Genomic DNA, 22,939 nt, shown 5'->3' with positions numbered 1-22,939 from the left:
TTTGTTTTATGTCCTGTCTTAGCAATCGGTGTTTAAAAAATGACCTTTTTTTTGCGTGCAGGGCTTGAAGCCAGAAGCATTCTCCCCCATAAATAAAAATGCCAGTCAGAGAGTGACCGGCATTTGATTTGTTAATGAACACACGCTGAGCGTGATTCGAGTCTGTGTGCTGAACTGGTCAGGCGACCGCTTCGCTTTCCACCGGAACAATGAGGCTGGCATGATTCCCCTTTGGGCCTTCATGAACGTCAAAATTGACCTGCTGTCCGGCCTTGAGTGTCCGGTAACCCTCCATCTGGATTGTGGAGTAGTGAGCGAAGATGTCTTCACCGCCATTTTGCGGGCAAATGAAGCCAAAGCCTTTAGCATTATTGAACCATTTAACAGTACCCGTCTGCATGCTGCTACATCCCTCTCATGACTAGTCTGGTAGTAAATAGATAAAGCCAGTTGAGTGAGCACGAAGGCCAGAACGCAGCAGATAAACACCTGTTCAGGCCTGTTTACTATCCGTTCAGCTCACGAATTTACACTCTAGTGGAATAGAGTTGGACGTCAAGGAAACGGCATTTGTCCCAAGGGAGCAGATAACCAAACTTTGAAGCAGGTAACGCTATTGACATATTTTGTTAAAATTTCGGTAGCGGAGTCGGGTGCAGGGAAGACATTTTGTGCAGCGGCAAGGTGAAGCCAGAAATGGTAAAATACCGTAATTACAACATGAGACTCCGCAGAAAGTCTTTATGTCGGTGTATTTGGCTTCCAATACGATCTTCACAGGTGATGAACAGGCAATGGGCAATAATCAAGACTGGCTAAACTTTGAACATTTGACGGCGAATAAACAAAAGGATGAGGTAAAACCGCCATCTATGTATAAAGTTATATTAAACAACGACGATTACACTCCAATGGAATTTGTGATTGACGTTCTGCAAAAGTTCTTTTCTTATGATATTGAACGTGCAACGCAACTGATGCTCCAGGTGCACTATAGAGGCAAAGCGGTCTGCGGTGTATATACCGCCGAAGTCGCGGAAACCAAAGTCGCACATGTGAATGAGTACGCCAAGGAGAATGAGCATCCGTTGCTGTGTACGCTGGAAAAAGCCTGATTAAGGCAATCTATTTGGGAGGTGCCTATGCTCAATCAAGAACTTGAACTCAGTCTCAACATGGCTTTCGCAAGAGCCCGTGAGCACCGGCATGAGTTTATGACCGTGGAGCACCTGTTGCTGGCGTTGCTCAGCAACCCTGCTGCCCGTGAAGCGCTTGAAGCTTGTACAGTAGATCTCGTGGCCTTGCGCCAGGAACTGGAAGCCTTCATCGAGCAAACCACACCCACCTTACCTGCCAGTGAAGAGGAACGTGATACCCAGCCAACGCTGAGTTTCCAGCGCGTTCTGCAACGTGCGGTTTTCCACGTCCAATCTTCCGGTCGCAGCGAAGTGTCTGGCGCCAATGTTCTGGTCGCGATTTTCAGCGAGCAGGAATCACAGGCCGCCTACCTTCTGCGCAAACATGATGTCAGCCGCCTTGATGTGGTGAACTTTATTTCGCACGGTACCCGTAAAGATGAAACGGGCGGCCAGGCGCAAAACAATGCGGAAAACCCAGTTAACGAAGAGCAGTCGGCGGGGGAAGATCGTATGGAGAACTTCACCACTAATCTTAACCAGTTGGCGCGCGTAGGTGGCATCGATCCGCTGATTGGACGTGATAAAGAACTTGAGCGCGCGATTCAGGTGCTCTGCCGTCGCCGTAAAAACAACCCGCTGCTGGTGGGCGAGTCCGGTGTTGGTAAAACTGCCATTGCCGAAGGTCTGGCATGGAGAATCGAGCAGGGCGATGTGCCGGAAGTGATGGCCGACTGCACGCTCTATTCGCTGGATATCGGTTCCTTGCTGGCGGGCACTAAATACCGCGGTGATTTCGAAAAACGTTTCAAATCTCTGCTGAAACAGCTCGAGCAGGATAAGAACAGCATTCTGTTTATTGATGAAATCCACACCATCATCGGTGCCGGTGCGGCGTCGGGTGGTCAGGTGGATGCGGCTAACCTGATTAAACCGTTGCTGTCGAGCGGTAAAATCAGAGTGATCGGCTCAACGACGTATCAGGAATTCAGCAATATCTTTGAGAAAGACCGTGCTCTGGCACGTCGCTTCCAGAAAATTGATATTACTGAGCCAAGTGTTGAAGAGACCGTTCAGATTATCAATGGCCTGAAAACTAAATACGAAGCGCATCACGACGTGCGTTATACCGCGAAAGCGGTGCGTGCAGCGGTTGAGTTGTCGGTTAAGTACATCAATGACCGTCACCTGCCGGACAAAGCTATCGACGTCATTGACGAAGCGGGCGCCCGCAGCCGGTTGATGCCGGTCAGCAAACGCAAGAAAACCGTTAACGTCAGCGACATTGAAAGCGTGGTTGCGCGTATTGCCCGTATACCCGAAAAAACCGTCTCGGCCACTGACCGCGATGTACTGAAAAACCTGGGCGATCGTCTGAAAATGCTGGTCTTCGGGCAGGATCCTGCCATCGAAGCACTGACTGAAGCGATCAAAATGAGCCGCGCCGGTTTGGGTCAGGATCATAAACCTGTCGGTTCGTTCCTGTTCGCCGGGCCTACGGGTGTTGGTAAAACAGAGGTCACGGTTCAGCTGGCCAAAGCGCTGGATATCGAATTGCTGCGCTTTGATATGTCGGAATATATGGAGCGCCACACGGTCAGCCGGTTGATTGGTGCGCCTCCGGGATATGTCGGATTTGATCAGGGCGGTTTGCTGACGGATGCGGTGATTAAACATCCTCACGCCGTGGTGCTCCTCGATGAAATCGAGAAAGCCCACCCTGACGTCTTCAACCTGCTGTTGCAGGTTATGGATAACGGGACGCTGACCGACAACAACGGCCGTAAAGCGGACTTCCGTAACGTCATTCTGGTGATGACCACCAACGCCGGTGTGCGTGAAACGGAACGTAAGTCGATTGGTCTGGTTCATCAGGATAACAGCCCGGATGCAATGGAAGAGATCAAACGTACCTTTACGCCGGAATTCCGTAACCGTCTGGACAACGTAATCTGGTTCAACCATCTGTCTACGGATGTTATCCAGCAGGTTGTTGATAAGTTTATCGTTGAGTTGCAGGCGCAGCTGGATGCCAAAGGCGTTTCACTGGAAGTCAGTGATGAAGCCCGCGACTGGCTGACGGTGAAAGGCTATGACCGTGCTATGGGCGCGCGTCCGATGACCCGTACCGTTCAGGAAAACCTGAAAAAACCACTCGCCAACGAGCTGTTGTTTGGTTCTCTGGTGGATGGCGGTTCTGTCTCTGTGGCACTGGATAAAGAGGCCGACAAGCTGACTTATCACTTCATGAGTGCGCAGAAGAAAAAACCGGAAGGCGCGGTGCACTGATTTTTTATCCGTGACGAAAAAACAAAAGGCGATGTGAAAACATCGCCTTTTTTCTTTCTGAGATTCTTTATTTAATTACAGGAATTAGTGAGGGATTTCAGAAAGAATAATGAAACAAATGCCGAATTGCGGATACCACAAAACGCCCTTGCAAAAGCAGGAAGGGCGAAGAGGGTATCCTCAGGGATCGCCGGAAAATCAGCGATGAGTGAGCCGCTTATTAACGGCTACGGAAGACAATGCGGCCTTTGCTCAGGTCGTACGGGGTCAGCTCTACAGTGACTTTGTCGCCCGTCAGGATGCGGATGTAGTTCTTACGCATTTTACCGGAGATGTGAGCGGTAACTACGTGTCCGTTTTCTAATTCTACGCGGAACATAGTGTTTGGCAGCGTATCAAGTACGGTGCCTTGCATTTCAATGTTGTCTTCTTTGGCCATCGAATCCTCTAGGTCTAACTACCATAGTTTTTAACCGGCAAGATAATGCCGAAAAACCCACATTATGTAAAGAAGTATGGTCCATGACCGCACCTATTCCCTATCCTTCGGGAACACCGGCAGGTCTTCGTCATGTGGGGATAAGTCTTGTGGCAACCAGCAATCCGGTGCTAGCGCGCGTTGCGAAAGTTCGGATAACTGCTGCAAAAATTGGCGGCGGGGGATCTCTCTCGCACCCAGCGACGCAGTGTGAGGGTTGAGCACCTGACAGTCAATCAGTTCTCCTCCATTGCGGGAAAAATGTTGGCAAAATACCATCAGTGCACACTTGGAGGCATTTTCCCGGCGGCTGAACATCGACTCACCGCAAAATAATCCGCCGACGGATACGCCGTATAAACCACCGACCAGCTCATCATTTTCCCAAACCTCAACGGAATGCGCGCGGCCAGCTTCATGCAATTCCTGATAGCCGCGCTGCACCAGAGGGCCAATCCACGTACCGTCTTCACGCTGCATAGCACATGCGCGGATGACCTGCTCAAAACGCTGGTTGATTGTGTAACGGTAAGGTTTTTTACGCATGAAACGTTGCAGGCTGCGGCTGGCGTGACGTTCTTCGGGGACCAGAATGGCGCGCGGATCGGGCGTCCACCAGAGGATCATCTCGCCGGGTTCAAACCAGGGGAAAATCCCGTTCTGATAAGCTGAAAGCAGGCGCGGCGCGGTAAGATCCCCGCCGATAGCCAGCAGGCCATTCGGCTCCAGTAATGCAGTGTCCGGATCCGGAAAATGAACTGAATTGGCCTCAAGCTTAACTAACCGCATAGATCTCCTTATCCGGCGACCTGAAGGCCGCCGCTAAAAAACTGGAACAACATCAACCTCGTGACAGAAAGCGTGCGTAACGCCCCTGTGCGGCGGCCAGTGTCTGGTGATCACCTTGTTCCACAATCTGACCCTCTTCCATGACACAAATTCTGTCGAAAGTTTCCAGACCGTGGAGGCGGTGCGTCACTAAGAGTAGCGTCTTATTCTGACAATGCTTGTGCAGCAGTGCCAAAATATGTTGTTCCGTTTCGGCGTCCAGCCCTTCCGTCGGTTCATCGAGCAACCACAGCGGGGCATCGTGCAAAAGGGCGCGGGCAAGGCCTAAACGACGCTGTTCGCCGCCGGAAAGCTGACGGCCACCTTCGCCCAGCCACGCGTTCAGCCCTTCGTTTTCCAGAAGGATGTGCAAATCAACTTGTTTCAGAACGTCGGTAATCTGTTCATCGGAACATTTTGGCGAAGCCATCCGCAGGTTTTCACGCAACGTGGTGTTGAAAACGTGTACGCGCTGGCTGACGACGGTGATCGTTTGGCGCAGCGTCGCTTCATCGTATTCCGTGATGTCATGTCCGTTAAGCATCAGCGAACCACTGCTGATGTTCCAGCCGCGCGTCAGCAACTGCAACAGCGTAGATTTACCACAACCGGTCTGGCCGAGCAGCGCGATATGTTCACCCGCGCAGACATCCAGCGTGATATTTTTCAGCACCGGCAACGGCTGGCCCGGATAGGTGAAATTAACGTCTTTTAGCGAAAGGCTAACCTGCTCAGCCGCAAGCGGACCTTGTGCAGGGAAATTCACGTCGGCAGGCTGATCGATAATCTGGCTGACGCGCTGAGCCGAAGCGATAACCTGCCCGAGATGCTGGAAGGCCGCAGCAACCGGCCCGAGCGCTTCAAACGCCGCTAACGGCGTGAAGACAAACAACGCAATCAGCGCGCCGGGTTGCGGGAAGGCACTCAGACCACCCGCTGCCAGCCACAGCATCAGCATCACGGTCAGACCGGCTGCGGCAATGACCATCGCCTGTGACAAACCAGTCAGCTTTGCCTGCTGTTGCTGGCGCAACATCCAGCGGCGTTCAATATCATCCAGTTGCTGACGAAATTGCGGCTGAGCGCCAAAAACCACCAGCTCGCCTTGCCCCTGCAACCATGCAGTTAGCTGCGTACGGTAATCGCTGCGCAGCGCCGTGAGTTCGCGGCCCGCAGGTTTTCCTGCGCGGTAGAACATCACCGGCAGAACCACCATCATCGCCAGCATGATGGCACCCAGCGTCAGGGCCAGCGTGACATCGATAAAACTCAGGCCGAAGGTCACCAGAATAATCACCACCATCGCACTGATAAGCGGCGATATTACGCGCAGATAAAGGTGATCCAGCGTATCGACATCGGCGACGAGGCGGTTGAGCAAATCAGCCTGACGAAAACGCGCAATACCGCCCGGTGTCAGTGGCATGATTTTGGTGAATGTGAACACGCGAAGGTGAGCCAGTACGCGGAAAGTCGCATCATGGCTGACCAGCCGCTCGGCGTAACGTCCTGCGGTCCGGGTAATAGCCCCACCGCGCACGCCTGCCGCAGGCAACATGTAGTTAAACGTATAGAGCCCCGCCAGCCCGGCAACGGCAGAGGCCGCCAGGAACCAGCCGGAAAGCGTGAGCAGCCCGATGCTGGCCATCAGCGTGACGATGGCCAGAATGACGCCCAGCGACAGGCGGAACCAGTGACGGCGATATAACGCGAGATAAGGCAGAAGAATTCTCATGATTACAGCTCCTTACTGCGCTGAGATAACAGACTGGCGAACAATCCACCCTGAGCAACCAGTTGCGTGAATGTGCCGCGCTCTGCGATTTGCCCTTTATCCATGACCCAGATTTCGTCGTAGTCGCGTGTATCTTCCAGCTGATGGGTAACCAGCAGCGTAGTCTGCGATCGGGACGCCTCGTTTAAGGCACTCATCACGCGTTTTTCGCTGTGTGCGTCAAGGCTGGCCGTCGGTTCATCTAGCAGCAATAACCTGCAGGGAGAAAGCAGGGCGCGCGCGACAGCGACACGCTGCGCCTGACCCACCGACAGTCGCGCCGCGCTGTCGCCCAGTTCAGTTTCCAGTCCCTCAGGCAGCAGCGGCAGGAATTCATTCACATACGCACGGTTAATTGCACTTTGGAGTTGTGCTTCGCTGATATCTGGCTGATTCAAAAGAATATTCGAACGCAGCGTCTGCTCCGGCAGATGTGGGTTCTGGCCGACCCAGCTGAGTTGTTTACGCCATTCATCATTGCGCAACGATTTCACCTCAATGCCGCTGGCACTCAGGGAACCCTGATATGGCAGAAAACCAAGGAGAGCACTGAGCAGGGAGCTTTTGCCCGCACCGCTCAGCCCGACAATCGCAATGCGCTGTCCTGCCGGAACAGTAAAGGTCAGCGGCCCTGCCAGCGTTTTTCCCTGCGGCGACTTAACCAGCAGGTCTCGCGCCTCAAGTGAAACGTCATAACCCTGCGGCCAGCTTTTATCACCGTCACCCATTTCGGCTTCTTCGGCGCTCAGGAAGGTCAGCAGGCTTTCAGCCGCGCCGACCGCTTGCGCTTTAGCGTGATAAAACGCGCCTAAATCACGCAGGGGCTGGAAGAATTCTGGTGCGAGGATGAGCACCAGGAATCCGGCAAAGAGCGTGACCGGCGTACCGTAGCTGCCAAAATTGAGCTCGCCAAGGTAGGAAAAACCGAAGTAAACGGCGACGACGGCGATGGAAATTGAAGCGAAAAACTCCAGAACCGCAGAGGACAAAAATGCCAGACGTAAAACGTCCATGGTGCGCGCACGGAAGTTCTCAGTGGAGCGTTTGATTTTCTCCACTTCGGCAGAGCCGCGGTTGAAGAGGCGTAAGGTGTCCAGACCCCGCAGGCTGTCGAGGAAATTACCGCTCAGACGCGCGAGGGCGACAAAGTTACGACGATTTGCATCCGCCGCGCCCATGCCAACCAGCGCCATAAAAAGCGGGATTAGCGGGGCAGTGACGAGCAGAATTAATCCGGCAGCCCAGTTAATTGGGAACACGCTGACCAGAATCAGCAGGGGAATAATCCCGGCTAATGCAATTTGCGGAAGGTAGCGGGCATAGTAATCCTGCATATCTTCGATTTGTTCAAGAATGATGCTGGCCCAGCTACCGGCCGGTTTACCCTGAATCCACGCGGGTCCCAGTTTTTCGAGGCGGTCCAGAACCAGTTTACGCATTTCCTGACGAATAACCCGCCCGCAGATAAAGCCAACCTGTTCACGTAACCAGGTCACGACGGCGCGCAGAATAAACGTCAGGGCCATCAGCAGGAAGCTTTGTAAGAGCGTTTCACGCGGCGCATGTTCAATGATCAGACTGTGCAGTAATCCGGCCATCAGCCAGGCCTGTGCGAGGATCAGCAAACCAGAAAGCAGACCCAGCATCATAGACAGTCTGATCCAGCCTTTAGCGCGGGAGCTTTGTTGTTTTAACCAGCGGATAAGTTCTTGTTGTCGTGTTTTATTCATCAGGCATCAGTCTGCGCAGCAATCCGGATGGGAGGGCGCTCATGTTACATGCTCAGACCACAAACTGAAAATAATAAGGCGGCAATTACGCCGCCTTATTCGTTACTCTTTGTATGGACTCTATGTCCAATAACTACCCGAAGGAGTAATTATAAATCCGGGGCTTGCGATAAACCGTCCAGATAGCGTTCGGCATCCAGCGCGGCCATACATCCGGTTCCCGCAGAGGTAATTGCCTGACGATAGATATGATCCATGACATCGCCGGCAGCGAAAACGCCCGGAATGCTGGTCTGTGTTGCGTTGCCATGCGAGCCGGACTGCACTTTGATGTAGCCATCTTTCAGTTCCAGCTGACCTTCGAAAATGCCGGTGTTCGGGCTGTGACCGATAGCGATGAACACGCCAGCTACGTCAACCTGCGATTTTTCGTCAGTACGGACATCAAGCAGGCTCGCGCCGGTGACGCCCATCTGATCGCCGACCACTTCGTTCAGCGTTTTGTGCGTGTGCAGAACGATGTTGCCGCTGGCGACTTTATCGTTCAGACGGTCAACCAGAATTTTTTCCGCACGGAAACTGTCCCGACGGTGAATGAGGTGAACCTCGGAGGCGATGTTCGCCAGATAAAGCGCTTCTTCTACAGCCGTGTTGCCGCCGCCGACTACCGCAACTTTCTGATTGCGGTAGAAGAAGCCGTCACAGGTTGCACAGGCAGACACACCGCGACCTTTAAATGCTTCTTCAGAAGGCAGACCGATATAACGTGCCGAAGCACCGGTGGCGATAATCAGCGCGTCACAGGTATATTCGCCGCTGTCACCGGTCAGGCGGAAAGGACGGTTCTGCAAATCAACTTTGTTAATATGGTCGAAAATGATTTCGGTATTAAATTTGGTCGCGTGCTCGTGCATACGTTCCATTAAGCCCGGACCGGTCAGACCTTCCGGATCGCCCGGCCAGTTTTCCACTTCCGTGGTGGTGGTCAGCTGACCGCCTTTTTCGACACCGGTGATTAAAACCGGGTTGAGGTTAGCGCGTGCAGCATAAACTGCCGCGGTATAACCCGCCGGGCCAGAGCCCAGAATCAATAATTTACTGTGTTTAACCGTACTCATGCGTAATTCATCTCCGCGATGGCGACTAGCGATAGACAGATTGTAGGGAAAATAGCGCGTTAAAAAAAGCAAACTCAGATGTTGTTAACGATTTGTCTGATAGTTTTTACTGCCGAACCCGCGTAGAAAGGATTTCGCTGCAGGTAACTGTTTGATGGTTAGAGTAAAAAAACAGCGTAAAGACATGAATGCGCTGGCAGGTTGTTTGCCCATACGCGGACTTTTGATGACAAATCACGGCAGTTTGTGTGGATTTGACTGAAATAAGGCGTGAACGGAATTGTTATTGTTCAAAGATTAAAGATAGCTAAAAAGGCGCGCTGGCTTTTCAATCTGGCACGTTCTTCTGATTTTGCTTCTTTTACTTTGACAATCCGCTGTGCATTTGCGAAAACATCAGGGGAAGAAGAAATTAACTGCCTGTCTGTGACTTGAATTTATGCAATTGGCTGCTACCAGACCCGTTCTGGTCTTGCTTTTTGACTTTTTAGTTACAGCAGGGTTTAGTGAATCAGGTTGGCTGTTTACAACCTATTAATTTCGCACGGTTATTTCTTTTGAGTATCCGCTTATACGGCCGTGTTCCTTTTGACAGGGGATCAACACGACTTTTGGATGCGTGAACCTTAATAATCGGGTCTTCGCTTGGGACAACCCTTAGACATTGAAGTTGGCTGGGGTATGGCAGGTGCAGGGAAGGACAGCAGAGAGACAATAATAATGGTAGACAACAAAAAACGTCCGGGAAAAGATCTCGACCGTATTGACCGTAACATCCTCAACGAATTGCAAAAGGATGGCCGGATTTCAAACGTCGAGCTTTCCAAACGTGTGGGATTATCTCCGACTCCATGTCTGGAGCGCGTTCGTCGTCTGGAACGTCAGGGCTTCATCAATGGCTATACCGCATTGCTCAACCCGCATTATCTGGATGCTTCGTTGCTGGTATTTGTTGAGATCACTCTCAACCGCGGCGCGCCAGATGTGTTTGAGCAGTTCAATGCGGCAGTACAAAAACTCGAAGATATTCAGGAGTGTCATTTGGTTTCTGGGGATTTCGACTATCTGTTGAAAACCCGCGTACCTGATATGTCGGCTTACCGTAAGTTGTTAGGTGAGACTTTGCTTCGTCTGCCGGGCGTTAACGACACCCGTACCTATGTGGTAATGGAAGAAGTGAAACAGACGAATCGCCTGGTCATTAAGACACGGTAATTGTCAGGTGCAAAACCTTGCATTTTTAGCTACACTCCTGTGTATCTATACAGCTATGGCGCCGGGGTCTACTCTCGGCGCTGTTGCTTTTTCTCAGTTCACAGGAACCTGGAGAGCCTTTCTTGAGCCAGGAATATACAGAAGATAAAGAAGTTACCCTGAAAAGACTGAGCAATGGTCGCCGTATCCTGGAGGCTTTGCTGGTTGTGGTAGCGATTTTTGCTGCTTATTTAATGGCAGCACTGGTGAGTTTTAACCCCTCTGATCCAAGCTGGTCTCAGACCGCATGGCATGGGCCTATTCATAACTGGGGCGGTGGTGTGGGTGCCTGGATGGCCGACACGCTGTTCTTCATTTTTGGCGTATTTGGTTACGCTATTCCCCCTATTATCCTGTGTCTGTGCTGGGCGGCTTTCCGTCAGCGGGATAATCAGGATTTTGTCGATTATTTTGCTCTGTCGCTGCGCCTTATCGGGACGCTGGCGCTTATTGTTACGTCCTGCGGTCTGGCATCCGTCAACGTCGATGACCTTTACTACTTCGCGTCGGGCGGTGTGATCGGCAGTTTGCTGAGCACAGCGATGACGCCGTACTTCAACAACGTCGGGGCAACGCTGGTTCTGCTGTGCGTCTGGGCGGCCGGGCTTACGCTGTTCACCGGCTGGTCATGGCTGACGATCGCTGAAAAAATCGGCGGTGCAGTGCTTGGTGTCACTAATATCGTGACCAACCGTTCGCGCCGGGATGAAGATTACGAATACGACGAGCAGGACGATCCGTTACTGGAAGACGATGACGAAAAACCGGTAGCGAAAGTGGCTCCTGCCGCGGTTGCTGCTACTGCGGCGGCTGTGCCAGAGGCTGTCGCGGCTTCAGAAGCTGACGAAGACGACGTTCTTTTCTCTGCGCCTTCCGTGACTAATCCGGCAGTACAAACGCCTCCGGTTACGCCGGTTATTGCAGCCGAACCAGCTCCGGCTATGGCGGCAGAAACAGTGAATCCGTATGCGGCTGAACCGCCGGTGGCAGAAATAGCTCCGTCTCCGCAAGCACCGCAGCCTGCGGCTCCGCCGTTATATAACTTCGAAATTCCGGAAGAGACACCTGTGCCACGTCATCCGCAGCCGGTACAGCAATCACCTTCTCCGGCACCGGTTCAGCGCAGCGATGACGATGGTCCGAGTATGGGTAACTGGCAGACGGCGGTTGAGCATTCACGTTCTCCGTTCGATTTCAGCTCTGCGGCACCTGATGCGGCGCAAATTGCGAGCGTCGCGGCCACCGCAGCACTGGCAACCGGCCTTGCGCAGGCAGGGCAGTCGGCGGCAACGTCTGCCAGCAATACGTTTATGCCAGCGTTCAGCGCCGTGAGTGATGAAAATCCTCAGGTGAAGAAAGGCTTCGGGCCGGAATTGCCGCGTCCAAATCCGGTGCGTATCCCAACGCGTCGTGAACTGGCTTCCTACGGGATTAAATTGCCGTCGCAGCGCATCGCCGAACAGCAGAAAAATGCACAAGCTGCCGCGCAAAAAGAGGCAGAACACGCTGACTGGCATAACGATCCTCTGGCGCAGGCTGATGAGGAAGCCCGACAGGAAGCGGCGTTGCAGGAAGCTTTTGCGGCTCAGCAACAGGAACGCTACGGTGAATCTGTCACCGAAGATGAGCCTGATGAAGAAGCAGCGTTGCAGGAAGCGGAATTACGCAACGCGTTTGCAGCGCGGGAAAACGCCCGTTATCAGCAGGACGTCGAACCGCAAAGTGGTCTGGTTCAGCATCATCACTCGCAGAGTCTGCCGCCAGAGGCGACAAATACCGTTGCGGATGATTTCGCTGCCGCTGCGATGAAACTGAGCCAGCACGATGCGTTTAGCTTCTCGCCAATGGCCGATCTGGTTGATGATACGCCGTCAGAACCGTTATTCACGTTGCCAGCTCAGGCAGAAGAAGAGCCGCAACCTGCTGCGTTTGCACAACAGCCGCCTTATCAGCGTCAGGCCGCTTCAGAGCCTGTGCAGCATGCGCAGGAATATGAAGCGCCACGTCAGTCATCGCCGTCTGCACAGCCTGATATGGACAGCCTGATCCACCCGTTCCTGATGCGTAATGAGCAGCCGCTGGTCAAGCCGACAACGCCGCTGCCGTCCCTGGATTTGCTGACCTCGCCACCGGCGGAAGCAGAACCTGTTGACGAGTTCGCCCTCGAGCAGATGGGCAATCTGATCGAAGCGCGCCTGAACGATTACCGCATTAAAGCGGATGTCGTCGGAAAATTGCCAGGTCCGGTCATCACACGTTTTGAGCTGGATCTTGCGCCGGGCGTGAAAGCCGCGCGAATTTCTAACCTGTCGCGTGACCTTGCCCGTTCATTATCCGCCGTCGCCGTGCGCGTCGTGGAAGTGATCCCCGGCAAGCCGTACGTTGGTCTGGAGTTGCCGAATAAAAAGCGCCAGACAGTGTATCTGCGTGAAGTGCTGGACTGCGCGAAATTCAAAGAAAGTACCTCTCCGCTGACGATCGTGTTGGGTAAAGACATTTCAGGCGAGCCCGTTATTGCCGATCTGGCGAAAATGCCGCACTTGCTGGTGGCCGGTACAACCGGTTCCGGTAAGTCTGTGGGTGTGAACGCCATGATCCTCAGCATGTTGTATAAATCCAAACCAGAAGATGTGCGCTTCATCATGATTGACCCGAAAATGCTCGAGTTGTCCGTGTATGAAGGGATCCCGCATCTGCTGACCGAAGTGGTTACCGACATGAAAGATGCAGCGAATGCGCTGCGCTGGTGTGTCGGTGAAATGGAGCGTCGCTATAAACTGATGTCCGCGCTGGGTGTGCGAAATCTGGCGGGTTACAACGAACGCATTCTTGAGGCGGAAGCGATGGGCAGACCGATTCCCGATCCATTCTGGAAGCCTGGCGACGGTATGGCTGCAGAACCGCCATATCTGCAAAAAGAACCGTTTATTGTGGTGATGGTCGACGAATTTGCTGACCTGATGATGACCGTCGGTAAAAAAGTGGAAGAGCTGATTGCACGTCTGGCACAGAAAGCCCGTGCGGCCGGTATCCACCTGGTGTTGGCAACACAGCGTCCTTCCGTCGACGTCATTACCGGTCTGATCAAGGCGAACATCCCGACCCGTATTGCCTTTACAGTGTCGAGTAAAATCGATTCCCGCACCATCCTCGATCAGGGCGGCGCAGAATCGTTACTGGGTATGGGTGACATGTTGTATATGGCACCAAACTCATCGATTCCGGTTCGTGTTCACGGCGCATTTGTTCGTGATCAGGAAGTGCACGCGGTGGTTCAGGACTGGAAAGCCCGCGGTCGTCCTAAGTACATCGAAAGCATCGTTTCCGGTGGCGACGATGGCGAAGGCGGCGGTCTCGGTCTGGACGGTGATGAAGAACTCGATGCCCTGTTTGATCAGGCCGTTGCGTTCGTCGTCGACAAGCGTCGTGCGTCCATCTCAGGGGTTCAGCGTCAGTTCCGTATCGGGTATAACCGTGCGGCGCGAATTGTGGAACAGATGGAAGCGCAGGGCATTGTCAGTGCACCGGGCCATAACGGTAACCGCGAAGTGCTGGCTCCGCCATCACACGAATAAATCATTGGGTTTTGCCGGGTTTTGTTAAGAGGGGTCGCGAATGCGGCCCTTGTGCAAAGATGCGTAAAATGACTGCTTTTCAGATGATTGAGCTACCACCAGGGCGTTGCCTCGGATAGAGTTCGCACCCTACGTCTTTTGTCTTCGTGAAAGGCATCGTCTGAAGTTTAAGAATTTTTGAGGTAATTATAAGAATGAAAAAATTGTTATTGGTAGGGTGTTTACTGACTGCATTTACCTCCGCTTCCGTTATGGCTGATGCCAGCAGTGATCTCAAATCCCGCCTGGGTAAACTGAATACTTTCCACGCCAGCTTTACTCAGACTGTGACCAGCGATGACGGTTCTGCCGTTCAGCAGGGTGAAGGCGAACTGTGGGTCAAACGTCCAAACCTGTTTAACTGGCATATGACGACGCCGGACGAAAGCATTCTGGTTTCTGATGGCAAAACACTCTGGTTCTACAACCCGTTTGTTGAGCAGGTCACTGCAACCTGGCTGAAAAATGCTACAGGAAACACGCCGTTCATGCTGATTACCCGCAACGACAGCAGCGACTGGTCAAAATATAACGTGAAACAGCAGGGTGATGATTTCCAGCTGACGCCGAAAGCGTCCACAGGAAATTTGAAGCAATTTGCAATCACGGTTACACCATCAGGCACCATCAAAAGCTTTACTGCGGTTGAGCAGGATGGCCAAAAGAGCGCTTATACCCTGAAGGGTGAGCAAAACGCGTCTGTTGATGATGCGAAGTTTAAATTTACTCCGCCAAAAGGTGTGACGGTGGACGACCAGCGTCAGTGAGGTAAGCTTGAGTAATCTGTCACTCGATTTTTCCCTGAATGAATTCCAGCCACTGGCCGCGAGAATGCGGCCGGTAACACTTGCAGAATACATTGGTCAGCAGCATCTCCTCGCTCCGGGCAAACCTTTGCCGCGTGCCATCGAGGCGGGTCAGTTGCACTCGATGATTTTGTGGGGGCCGCCAGGAACCGGGAAAACCACGCTGGCAGAACTCATTGGCCGTTATGCAAATGCCGACGTTGAGCGTATTTCAGCGGTGACCTCAGGGGTGAAAGATATCCGTGAAGCTATCGAGCGCGCCCGGCAAAATCGTGATGCCGGGCGTCGTACCATTTTGTTTGTTGACGAAGTCCACCGTTTCAACAAAAGTCAGCAGGATGCTTTTCTGCCGCATATCGAAGACGGTACGATTACATTTATTGGTGCCACGACAGAAAACCCGTCATTCGAACTCAATTCTGCCTTGTTATCCCGTGCCCGTGTTTATCTCCTTAAATCGCTGACGGCTGAAGATATCGAAAAAGTCATCGATCAGGCGCTGACGAACGCTGAGCGTGGCTATGCCAACGAAAAAATTCGTGTCCCGCCTGAAACGCGTCGCATGCTCTCTGAGCTGGTTAACGGTGATGCCCGTCGTGCGCTGAACAGCATCGAAATGATGGCTGATATGGCTGAGATTGATGCCAAAGGCTACCGCACGCTGACCCCGGAACTGCTTACCGAGATTGCCGGAGAACGCAGCGCGCGTTTCGATAACAAGGGCGACCGTTTTTACGATCTGATTTCTGCGTTACATAAATCCGTGCGCGGTTCCTCGCCGGATGCGGCGCTGTACTGGTACGCACGCATTATTACCGCCGGTGGCGATCCGTTGTATGTCGCACGGCGTTTACTGGCGATTGCGTCTGAAGACGTCGGTAATGCCGATCCGCGTGGTATGCAGGTGGCTATTTCGGCCTGGGACTGCTTTACGCGCGTCGGCCCCGCAGAGGGCGAACGTGCCATTGCGCAGGCTATTGTTTATCTGGCGTGTGCGCCGAAAAGTAACGCGGTCTATACCGCTTTCAAATCGGCAATGCGCGATGCGCGTGAAATGGCTGATTACGATGTACCGGAACACCTGCGTAATGCACCAACCAAACTGATGAAGGAAATGGGCTTGGGCGCGGAGTATCGTTATGCACATGATGAGCCTAATGCCTACGCGGCCGGTGAAGATTATTTCCCGCCAGAAATGGCCCGAACGCAGTATTATTACCCGACTTCACGGGGGCTCGAAGGCAAGATCGGTGAAAAGCTGGCATGGCTCGCTGAACAAGATCAAAATAGCCCGACAAAACGCTACCGCTAATTTTATCGTTGCGGTAAGGTTATCGGTGATAACTCTTTGACACGCTGCTATTTCAGGCAGCGTGCACCGTCAAATTAACATTCAATAACGACACGTACAGGATTAGCATGCTGGATCCCAATCTGCTGCGTAATGAGCTAGACGCAGTTGCAGAAAAACTCGCTCGCAGAGGTTTTAAACTCGATGTGGAAAAGCTGCGTTCTCAGGAAGAACGCCGCAAAGTCTTGCAGGTAGAAACGGAAACTCTCCAGGCTGAACGTAACGCACGATCGAAATCTATCGGTCAGGCAAAAGCCCGTGGCGAAGACATCGAACCCCTGCGTCTGGAAGTGAATACGCTGGGTGAGAAGCTGGACGCTGCGAAAGCTGAGCTGGATGCATTGCAGAACGATATCCGTGATATCGCTTCCGCTATTCCAAACCTGCCAGATGATTCGGTACCTGCCGGTAAAGACGAGAACGATAACCAGGAAGTCAGCCGCTGGGGCACACCGCGTCAGTATGATTTCGCCGTCCGCGATCACGTATCGCTGGGTGAAATGGCAGGCGGTCTTGATTTCGCTGCCGCAGTGAAACTGACCGGCGCTCGTTTTGTGGTTATGAAAGGGCAAATCGCCCGCATGCACCGCGCGCTGTCCCAGTTCATGCTGGACCTGCACACCGAGCAACACGGTTATCTGGAAGCCTACGTGCCGTATCTCGTTAACCACGAGACGCTGTACGGTACAGGCCAGTTGCCGAAATTTGGCGAAGACCTGTTCCACACCAAGCCTTTAGATGAAGAGGCCGGCAGCAGCAACTATGCGCTGATCCCAACCGCAGAAGTGCCGCTGACAAACCTGGTTCGTGACGAAATTCTGGAAGAAGAATCTCTCCCACTGAAAATGACCGCCCATACACCTTGCTTCCGTTCAGAAGCCGGTTCGTATGGTCGTGATACCCGTGGCCTGATTCGTATGCACCAGTTTGATAAAGTCGAAATGGTTCAGATTGTTCGTCCGGAAGATTCAATGGACGCGCTGGAAGAACTGACCGGTCATGCGGAAAAAGTGCTTCAGTTACTTAATCTGCCATACCGTAAAATGTTGCTGTGTACCGGCGACATGGGCTTCGGTTCAAGCAAAACTTACGATCTGGAAGTGTGGCTGCCTGCGCAAGACACTTACCGGGAAATCTCCTCATGTTCAAACATGTGGGATTTTCAGGCGCGTCGTATGCAGGCTCGCTTCCGCAATAAAACCGACAAAAAACCACGTCTCGTTCATACCCTGAACGGCTCGGGTCTGGCAGTCGGTCGTACGCTGGTGGCTGTGCTGGAAAACTATCAGCAAGCCGATGGCCGCATTGAAGTACCGGAAGTATTACGTCCTTACATGGGCGGTTTAGAATATATCGGTTAACCCCGTTATATATGCACTAATATAGCGAAAAAGCGCCTAATGGCGCTTTTTTTATGCATAAAATCGTGCGCTGCGTTAAGAATTCGCCATTTCCCTCGCTTCAACCCCGCCTTTATTGATAGCAGACAAAGTTTCCTACCTCTTAATTAGTAGTATCCCTGCATTCTGAGTGGGTAACTACTCCAGCACCGGAGCGGGAAAATGTCAGAAATTAAACCAGAAGTCCCCACAGCAAAAAGTGGCATCAGCCGAAGGATGCTGATGAAAACATCAACGTTGGCAGGGCTTGCCCTTGCCGCAGGCGGTTTATCTCTTCCTTTTAGCCGTAAAGCACTGGCGCAAGCCGTGGATGAAGCGAAAATTTCAGCACCCGAAGATAAGGTGGTCTGGGGAGCTTGCTCGGTTAACTGCGGCAGCCGCTGCGCACTGCGTTTGCATGTACGTGATGACGAAGTTTACTGGGTTGAAACAGATAACACCGGCAGCGATATCTACGGAGATCACCAGGTTCGCGCTTGTCTGCGCGGTCGCTCAATCCGCCGGCGGATGAACCATCCTGAGCGTTTGAATTACCCGATGAAACGCGTCGGCAAACGCGGCGAAGGTAAATTCAAACGGATCAGTTGGGAAGAAGCTTTTGATGAAATAGCCAACAACCTGAAGCGTATCGTCGGTAAATACGGCAATGAGGCCGTTTATATCAATTACACTTCCGGCGTTATAGGCGGAAATATAACGCGCTCCTCTCCTTACGCTTCGCTGGTGACCCGCCTGATGAACTGTTACGGCGGTTTCCTTAGCCACTACGGTAGCTACAGTACCGCGCAAATCTCCTGCGCGATGCCATACACCTATGGCAGCAACGACGGTAACAGCACATCTGATATTGAAAATAGCAAGCTGGTTGTATTTTTCGGTAACAATCCGGCCGAAACGCGGATGAGCGGAGGGGGGATCACCTACTATCTGGAAGAGGCGCGCCAGCGTTCCAATGCCCGCATGATCGTGATCGACCCCCGTTACACAGACACAGCCGCCGGACGTGAAGATGAATGGGTCCCGATCCGTCCGGGAACGGATGCCGCGCTGGTTGCAGGTCTGGCGCATGTGCTGATCACCGAAAATATGGTCGATCAGGCTTTCCTTGATTCTTATTGCGTAGGTTACGACGAAAAAACCTTACCGGCAGATGCGCCAGCTAACAGCCATTACAAAGCTTATATTCTCGGCCAGGGGGCGGATGGCACGGCCAAAACACCTGAATGGGCTTCACGCATCACTGGTATTCCGGCAGACAAAATCGTGAAACTGGCGCGGGAAATTGGTCAGGCTAAACCGGCCTATATTTCTCAGGGCTGGGGGCCACAACGCCAGGCCAACGGTGAACTGACTTCACGCGCGATCGCCATGCTGCCGATTCTGACCGGTAACGTCGGGATTAACGGCGGTAACAGCGGGGCGCGGGAATCCACGTATACCATCACCATTGAACGTATGCCGGTGCTGGACAATCCGGTTCAGACGCAGATTTCCTGTTTCAGTTGGACAGATGCGATTGCGCGTGGCCCTGAAATGACGGCTAAGGCAGATGGTGTTCGTGGCAAAGACAAGCTGGATGTACCGATTAAGTTCATCTGGAATTATGCCGGTAATACCATCACCAACCAGCATTCCGATATCAATAAAACTCACGATATTCTGCAGGACGACTCGCAGTGCGAGTTGATCGTGGTGCTGGAAAACTTCATGACCTCTTCGGCTAAATACGCCGATATCCTGTTGCCGGATCTTATGACTGTCGAACAGGAAGACATTATTCCTAACGAATACGCCGGCAACATGGGATATCTGATTTTCATCCAACCCGCGACTTCAGCCAAATTCGAGCGCAAAGGCATTTACGAGATGATGAGTGAAGTAGCGCGTCGTCTTGGTCCGGATGTTTACAACAAATTCACCGAAGGCCGTACTCAGCGGGAATGGCTGCAGTATTTGTACGCCAAAATGCTGGCGAAAGACCCGGCGTTACCTGCGTATGAAGAACTGCGCGAGATGGGTATTTATAAGCGTAAAGACCCAGCCGGTCATTTCGTGGCCTACAAAAAATTCCGGCAGGATCCTGTTGCTAACCCGTTGAAAACGCCTTCCGGAAAAATCGAAATTTACTCTTCCGCGCTGGCAGAAATCGCCAGCGAATGGGAACTGCAAAAAGACGAAACCATCAGCCCGTTACCCATTTATGCCGCCACTTTCGAAGGCTGGGATGACCCGAAACGCAGCCAGTTTCCGCTACAAATGTTCGGTTTCCATTACAAGGCGCGTATTCATTCAACGTACGGCAACATCGACGTTTTGCAGGCCGCGTGCCGTCAGGAAGTCTGGATCAACCCGATTGATGCGCAAACCCGTGGCATTCAAAACGGCGACAAAGTGAAAGTCTTCAACGACCGTGGCGAAATCCGTGTGGCCGCAAAAGTCACGCCCCGGATCATGCCCGGCGTTGTTGCTATGGGGCAGGGCGCATGGCATCAGGCCAATATGAGTGGTGATCGTATTGACCATGGTGCCTGCATGAACACGCTGACGACTCAGCGGCCTTCGCCTCTCGCGAAGGGGAATCCTCAACATACTAATCTGATTCAAATAGAAAAAGTCTAAAGAAGCGACGGACAAAGAGCCAGGCTCAGTGACACGGTTGTTAAATTTTCGCTCCTTAAACCGGGGCGTATGTGGAGTATGTAATGTCGGATCAAAACAGAACTAAATCCGGTTCAGGGATCGGGATCAGCCGCCGTGACCTGGTTAAAGGAACTACGCTGGCCGGGATGGCCGCTGCAGTTGGAGGCATTTCGCTGCCGTTCAAATCTGTGCGAGCAGATTCAGACCCAGCGACGGCAAAAATGGGCGATGAGAAAATCGTCTGGAGTGCGTGCACTGTCAACTGTGGCAGCCGTTGTCCGCTCAGAATGCACGTTGTGGACGACGAAATTCGTTACGTCGAAACCGACAATACCGGCGACGATGATTATGAGGCGCTGCATCAGGTGCGGGCCTGTTTGCGCGGGCGTTCAATGCGCCGCCGTGTTTACAATCCCGACCGTCTGAAATATCCGATGAAGCGTGTCGGCAAACGCGGTGAAGGAAAATTTAAGCCAATCAGCTGGGATGAAGCGTTCGACACGCTGGCCGGTAGCCTGAAAGATATTATTCAGCGTTTTGGCAATGAAGCAATTTATCTCAACTACGGCACCGGTACGCTGGGCGGTACCATGACGCGTTCGTGGCCACCGGGTAAAACCCTGATTGCACGCCTGATGAACTGCTGCGGCGGCTATCTCAATCATTACGGCGATTACAGCTCCGCACAGATTGCCGCCGGTCTGAATTATACCTACGGAGGCTGGGCGGACGGCAACAGCCCTTCAGATATTGAAAATAGTAAGCTGGTGGTTCTGTTCGGGAATAATCCGGGCGAAACCCGCATGAGCGGCGGTGGCGTGACGTATTACCTCGAGCAGGCCCGCCAGAAGTCCAACGCCCGCATGATCATTGTCGATCCACGTTATACCGATACCGGTGCGGGTCGTGAAGATGAATGGGTGCCGATCCGCCCGGGGACCGACGGGGCACTGGCGGCTGCGCTGGCTCACGTGATGATTACCGAAAATCTGGTCGATCAGCCGTTCCTCGACAAATATTGCGTCGGTTACGATGCGAAAACTTTACCGACCGGTGTCCCGCAGAATGCGCATTATAAAGCCTATATTCTCGGCGATGGTCCGGATGGTATTGCGAAAACGCCAGCGTGGGCGGCAAAAATTACCGGCATTTCTGTCGATAAAATCGTGAAGCTGGGGCGTGAAATTGGTCAGGCAAAACCGGCCTTTATTACTCAGGGCTGGGGGCCGCAGCGCCATGCAAACGGTGAAATTGCAACCCGTGCCATTGCGATGCTGGCGATTCTGAGCGGCAACGTTGGCGTTCACGGCGGGAATTCCGGTGCGCGCGAAGGTTCGTACGAAATCCCGTTTGTACGTATGCCGACGTTTGAAAATCCAATTCAGACCAGCATTTCCATGTTCCTCTGGACCGACGCTATCGTCAGGGGGCCGGAAATGACGGCCACCAAAGACGGTGTTCGCGGAAAGACTAAACTGGATGTGCCCATCAAGTTTATCTGGAACTATGCCGGTAACTGTCTGGTCAATCAGCACTCTGATATCAACCGTACGCATGAAATTCTGCAGGACGATACGCAATGCGAAATGATCGTGGTGATTGATAACCACATGACGTCGTCAGCGAAATATGCAGACATTATTTTGCCGGACTGTACGGCCTCAGAGCAGATGGATTTTTGCCTGGATGCTTCCTGCGGCAACATGGACTACATCATTTTTGCTGACCAGGCAATCAAGCCACGTTTTCAGTGCAAAAATATTTATGAAATGACCTCTGAACTGGCGCGTCGTATGGGCGTTGAACAGACGTTTACGGAAGGGCGCACGCAGGAAGAGTGGATGCGTCATCTGTATCAGCAATCCCGAGAAGCACTGCCGGAACTGCCGGATTTCGACACATTTCGTAAACAGGGCATGTTCAAGAAACGCGATCCTGAACAGCATCACGTGGCGTATAAAGCGTTCCGTGAAGATCCTGCCGCCAATCCGCTGGATACCCCTTCCGGCAAAATCGAAATCTACTCGGCTGAGCTGGCAAATATTGCCGCTGAATGGGAACTCGCCAAAGACGATGTGATTGATCCGCTGCCGGTTTATGCCGCCGGTTTCGAGAACTATGACGACCCGCTGGCCAGCAAATATCCCCTGCAACTGACCGGCTTCCATTACAAAGCGCGCACCCATTCAACCTACGGCAACGTCGACGTACTCAAAGCTGCCTGTCGTCAGGAAATGTGGATCAACCCGATGGATGCTTCACAGCGGGGTATTGCGAACGGCGACATGATCCGCATTTACAACGATCGCGGCGAAGTGCGCATTGCCGCCAAAGTGACTCCTCGCATGATGCCGGGTGTTGTCGCGCTCAGTGAAGGTGCCTGGTATTCCCCCGACAGCAAAAAAATCGACCGCGCGGGCAGCATCAACGTACTGACGTCTCAAAGGCCTTCACCGCTGGCGAAAGGTAACCCCTCTCACACCAACCTTGTGCAAGTGGCTAAGGTTTAATGGAGCAAAAC

Annotated in this window: 16 protein-coding genes; 10 read left to right on the top strand and 6 right to left on the bottom strand. The window is 52.8% G+C overall.

Going from position 1 to position 22,939, the window contains the following annotated elements:
* Nucleotides 1-178: 178 nt before the first annotated feature.
* A complete protein-coding gene (gene cspD / locus J8X26_RS08370; protein WP_152324210.1) occupies nt 179-400 on the bottom strand; it encodes a cold shock-like protein CspD in 222 nt (73 codons plus the stop codon).
* Nucleotides 401-794: 394 nt separating this feature from the next.
* On the opposite strand from cspD, the gene clpS reads away from it, so the two are divergent.
* Together clpS and clpA are read left to right on the top strand one after the other, a co-directional pair.
* Nucleotides 795-1,115: an ATP-dependent Clp protease adapter ClpS gene (gene clpS / locus J8X26_RS08365; protein ID WP_104924673.1), complete on the top strand. Its 321-nt coding sequence runs from the start codon at nt 795-797 to the stop codon at nt 1,113-1,115.
* A 27-nt stretch (nt 1,116-1,142) separates the two neighbouring features.
* Nucleotides 1,143-3,425 carry an ATP-dependent Clp protease ATP-binding subunit ClpA gene (gene clpA, locus J8X26_RS08360; RefSeq protein WP_152324209.1) on the top strand — a complete coding sequence of 761 codons (2,283 nt, stop codon included), beginning with the start codon at nt 1,143-1,145 and terminating at the stop codon, nt 3,423-3,425.
* A gap of 220 nt (nt 3,426-3,645) precedes the next feature.
* On the opposite strand, the gene infA is transcribed toward clpA, so the two are convergent.
* From infA to trxB, 5 genes are all read right to left on the bottom strand, one after another.
* Nucleotides 3,646-3,864, bottom strand: a complete 219-nt coding sequence (infA, locus tag J8X26_RS08355; RefSeq protein ID WP_002211347.1) for a translation initiation factor IF-1 — start codon at nt 3,862-3,864, stop codon at nt 3,646-3,648.
* A gap of 93 nt (nt 3,865-3,957) precedes the next feature.
* Nucleotides 3,958-4,692 (bottom strand): leucyl/phenylalanyl-tRNA--protein transferase, encoded by a 735-nt coding sequence (gene aat / locus J8X26_RS08350; protein WP_165058117.1) that lies wholly within the window; start codon nt 4,690-4,692, stop codon nt 3,958-3,960.
* 52 nt (nt 4,693-4,744) lie between these two features.
* Entirely contained in the window at nt 4,745-6,466 is a 1,722-nt protein-coding gene (gene cydC, locus J8X26_RS08345; RefSeq protein ID WP_208950639.1) for a cysteine/glutathione ABC transporter ATP-binding protein/permease CydC, read from the bottom strand.
* Between the two features lie 2 nt (nt 6,467-6,468).
* Nucleotides 6,469-8,235 carry a cysteine/glutathione ABC transporter permease/ATP-binding protein CydD gene (gene cydD / locus J8X26_RS08340; protein WP_152324206.1) on the bottom strand — a complete coding sequence of 589 codons (1,767 nt, stop codon included), beginning with the start codon at nt 8,233-8,235 and terminating at the stop codon, nt 6,469-6,471.
* Nucleotides 8,236-8,384: 149 nt separating this feature from the next.
* Nucleotides 8,385-9,353, bottom strand: a complete 969-nt coding sequence (gene trxB, locus J8X26_RS08335) for a thioredoxin-disulfide reductase (protein ID WP_120161190.1) — start codon at nt 9,351-9,353, stop codon at nt 8,385-8,387.
* A gap of 270 nt (nt 9,354-9,623) precedes the next feature.
* On the opposite strand from trxB, the gene J8X26_RS08330 reads away from it, so the two are divergent.
* The 8 genes from J8X26_RS08330 to dmsA all read left to right on the top strand — a co-directional run bounded on the left by J8X26_RS08330 (nt 9,624) and on the right by dmsA (nt 22,928).
* The gene (locus tag J8X26_RS08330) at nt 9,624-9,788 is read left to right on the top strand and encodes a hypothetical protein (protein ID WP_165058113.1); all 165 of its coding nucleotides are present in this window, start codon (nt 9,624-9,626) and stop codon (nt 9,786-9,788) included.
* A gap of 285 nt (nt 9,789-10,073) precedes the next feature.
* Nucleotides 10,074-10,568, top strand: coding sequence for a leucine-responsive transcriptional regulator Lrp (lrp, locus tag J8X26_RS08325; protein WP_013574775.1), 495 nt, complete (start codon nt 10,074-10,076; stop codon nt 10,566-10,568).
* 122 nt (nt 10,569-10,690) lie between these two features.
* Nucleotides 10,691-14,182, top strand: a complete 3,492-nt coding sequence (locus J8X26_RS08320; protein WP_208950638.1) for a DNA translocase FtsK 4TM domain-containing protein — start codon at nt 10,691-10,693, stop codon at nt 14,180-14,182.
* Nucleotides 14,183-14,376: 194 nt separating this feature from the next.
* Entirely contained in the window at nt 14,377-14,988 is a 612-nt protein-coding gene (gene lolA, locus J8X26_RS08315) for an outer membrane lipoprotein chaperone LolA (protein WP_208950637.1), read from the top strand.
* A 7-nt stretch (nt 14,989-14,995) separates the two neighbouring features.
* Entirely contained in the window at nt 14,996-16,339 is a 1,344-nt protein-coding gene (locus tag J8X26_RS08310) for a replication-associated recombination protein A (protein WP_208950636.1), read from the top strand.
* A gap of 107 nt (nt 16,340-16,446) precedes the next feature.
* The gene (serS, locus tag J8X26_RS08305; protein WP_152324203.1) at nt 16,447-17,739 is read left to right on the top strand and encodes a serine--tRNA ligase; all 1,293 of its coding nucleotides are present in this window, start codon (nt 16,447-16,449) and stop codon (nt 17,737-17,739) included.
* Nucleotides 17,740-17,940: 201 nt separating this feature from the next.
* Nucleotides 17,941-20,397 carry a selenate/tellurate reductase subunit YnfE gene (gene ynfE, locus J8X26_RS08300; protein ID WP_208950635.1) on the top strand — a complete coding sequence of 819 codons (2,457 nt, stop codon included), beginning with the start codon at nt 17,941-17,943 and terminating at the stop codon, nt 20,395-20,397.
* Between the two features lie 83 nt (nt 20,398-20,480).
* A complete protein-coding gene (dmsA, locus tag J8X26_RS08295; RefSeq protein WP_165058107.1) occupies nt 20,481-22,928 on the top strand; it encodes a dimethylsulfoxide reductase subunit A in 2,448 nt (815 codons plus the stop codon).
* Nucleotides 22,929-22,939: the final 11 nt, after the last annotated feature.

Source organism: Rahnella sp. ChDrAdgB13 (assembly GCF_017655185.1).
GTDB lineage: Bacteria > Pseudomonadota > Gammaproteobacteria > Enterobacterales > Enterobacteriaceae > Rahnella > Rahnella contaminans.
The sequence above is the reverse complement of the archived record's forward strand: the minus strand, read 5'-3'. Positions and strand labels throughout refer to the sequence as shown.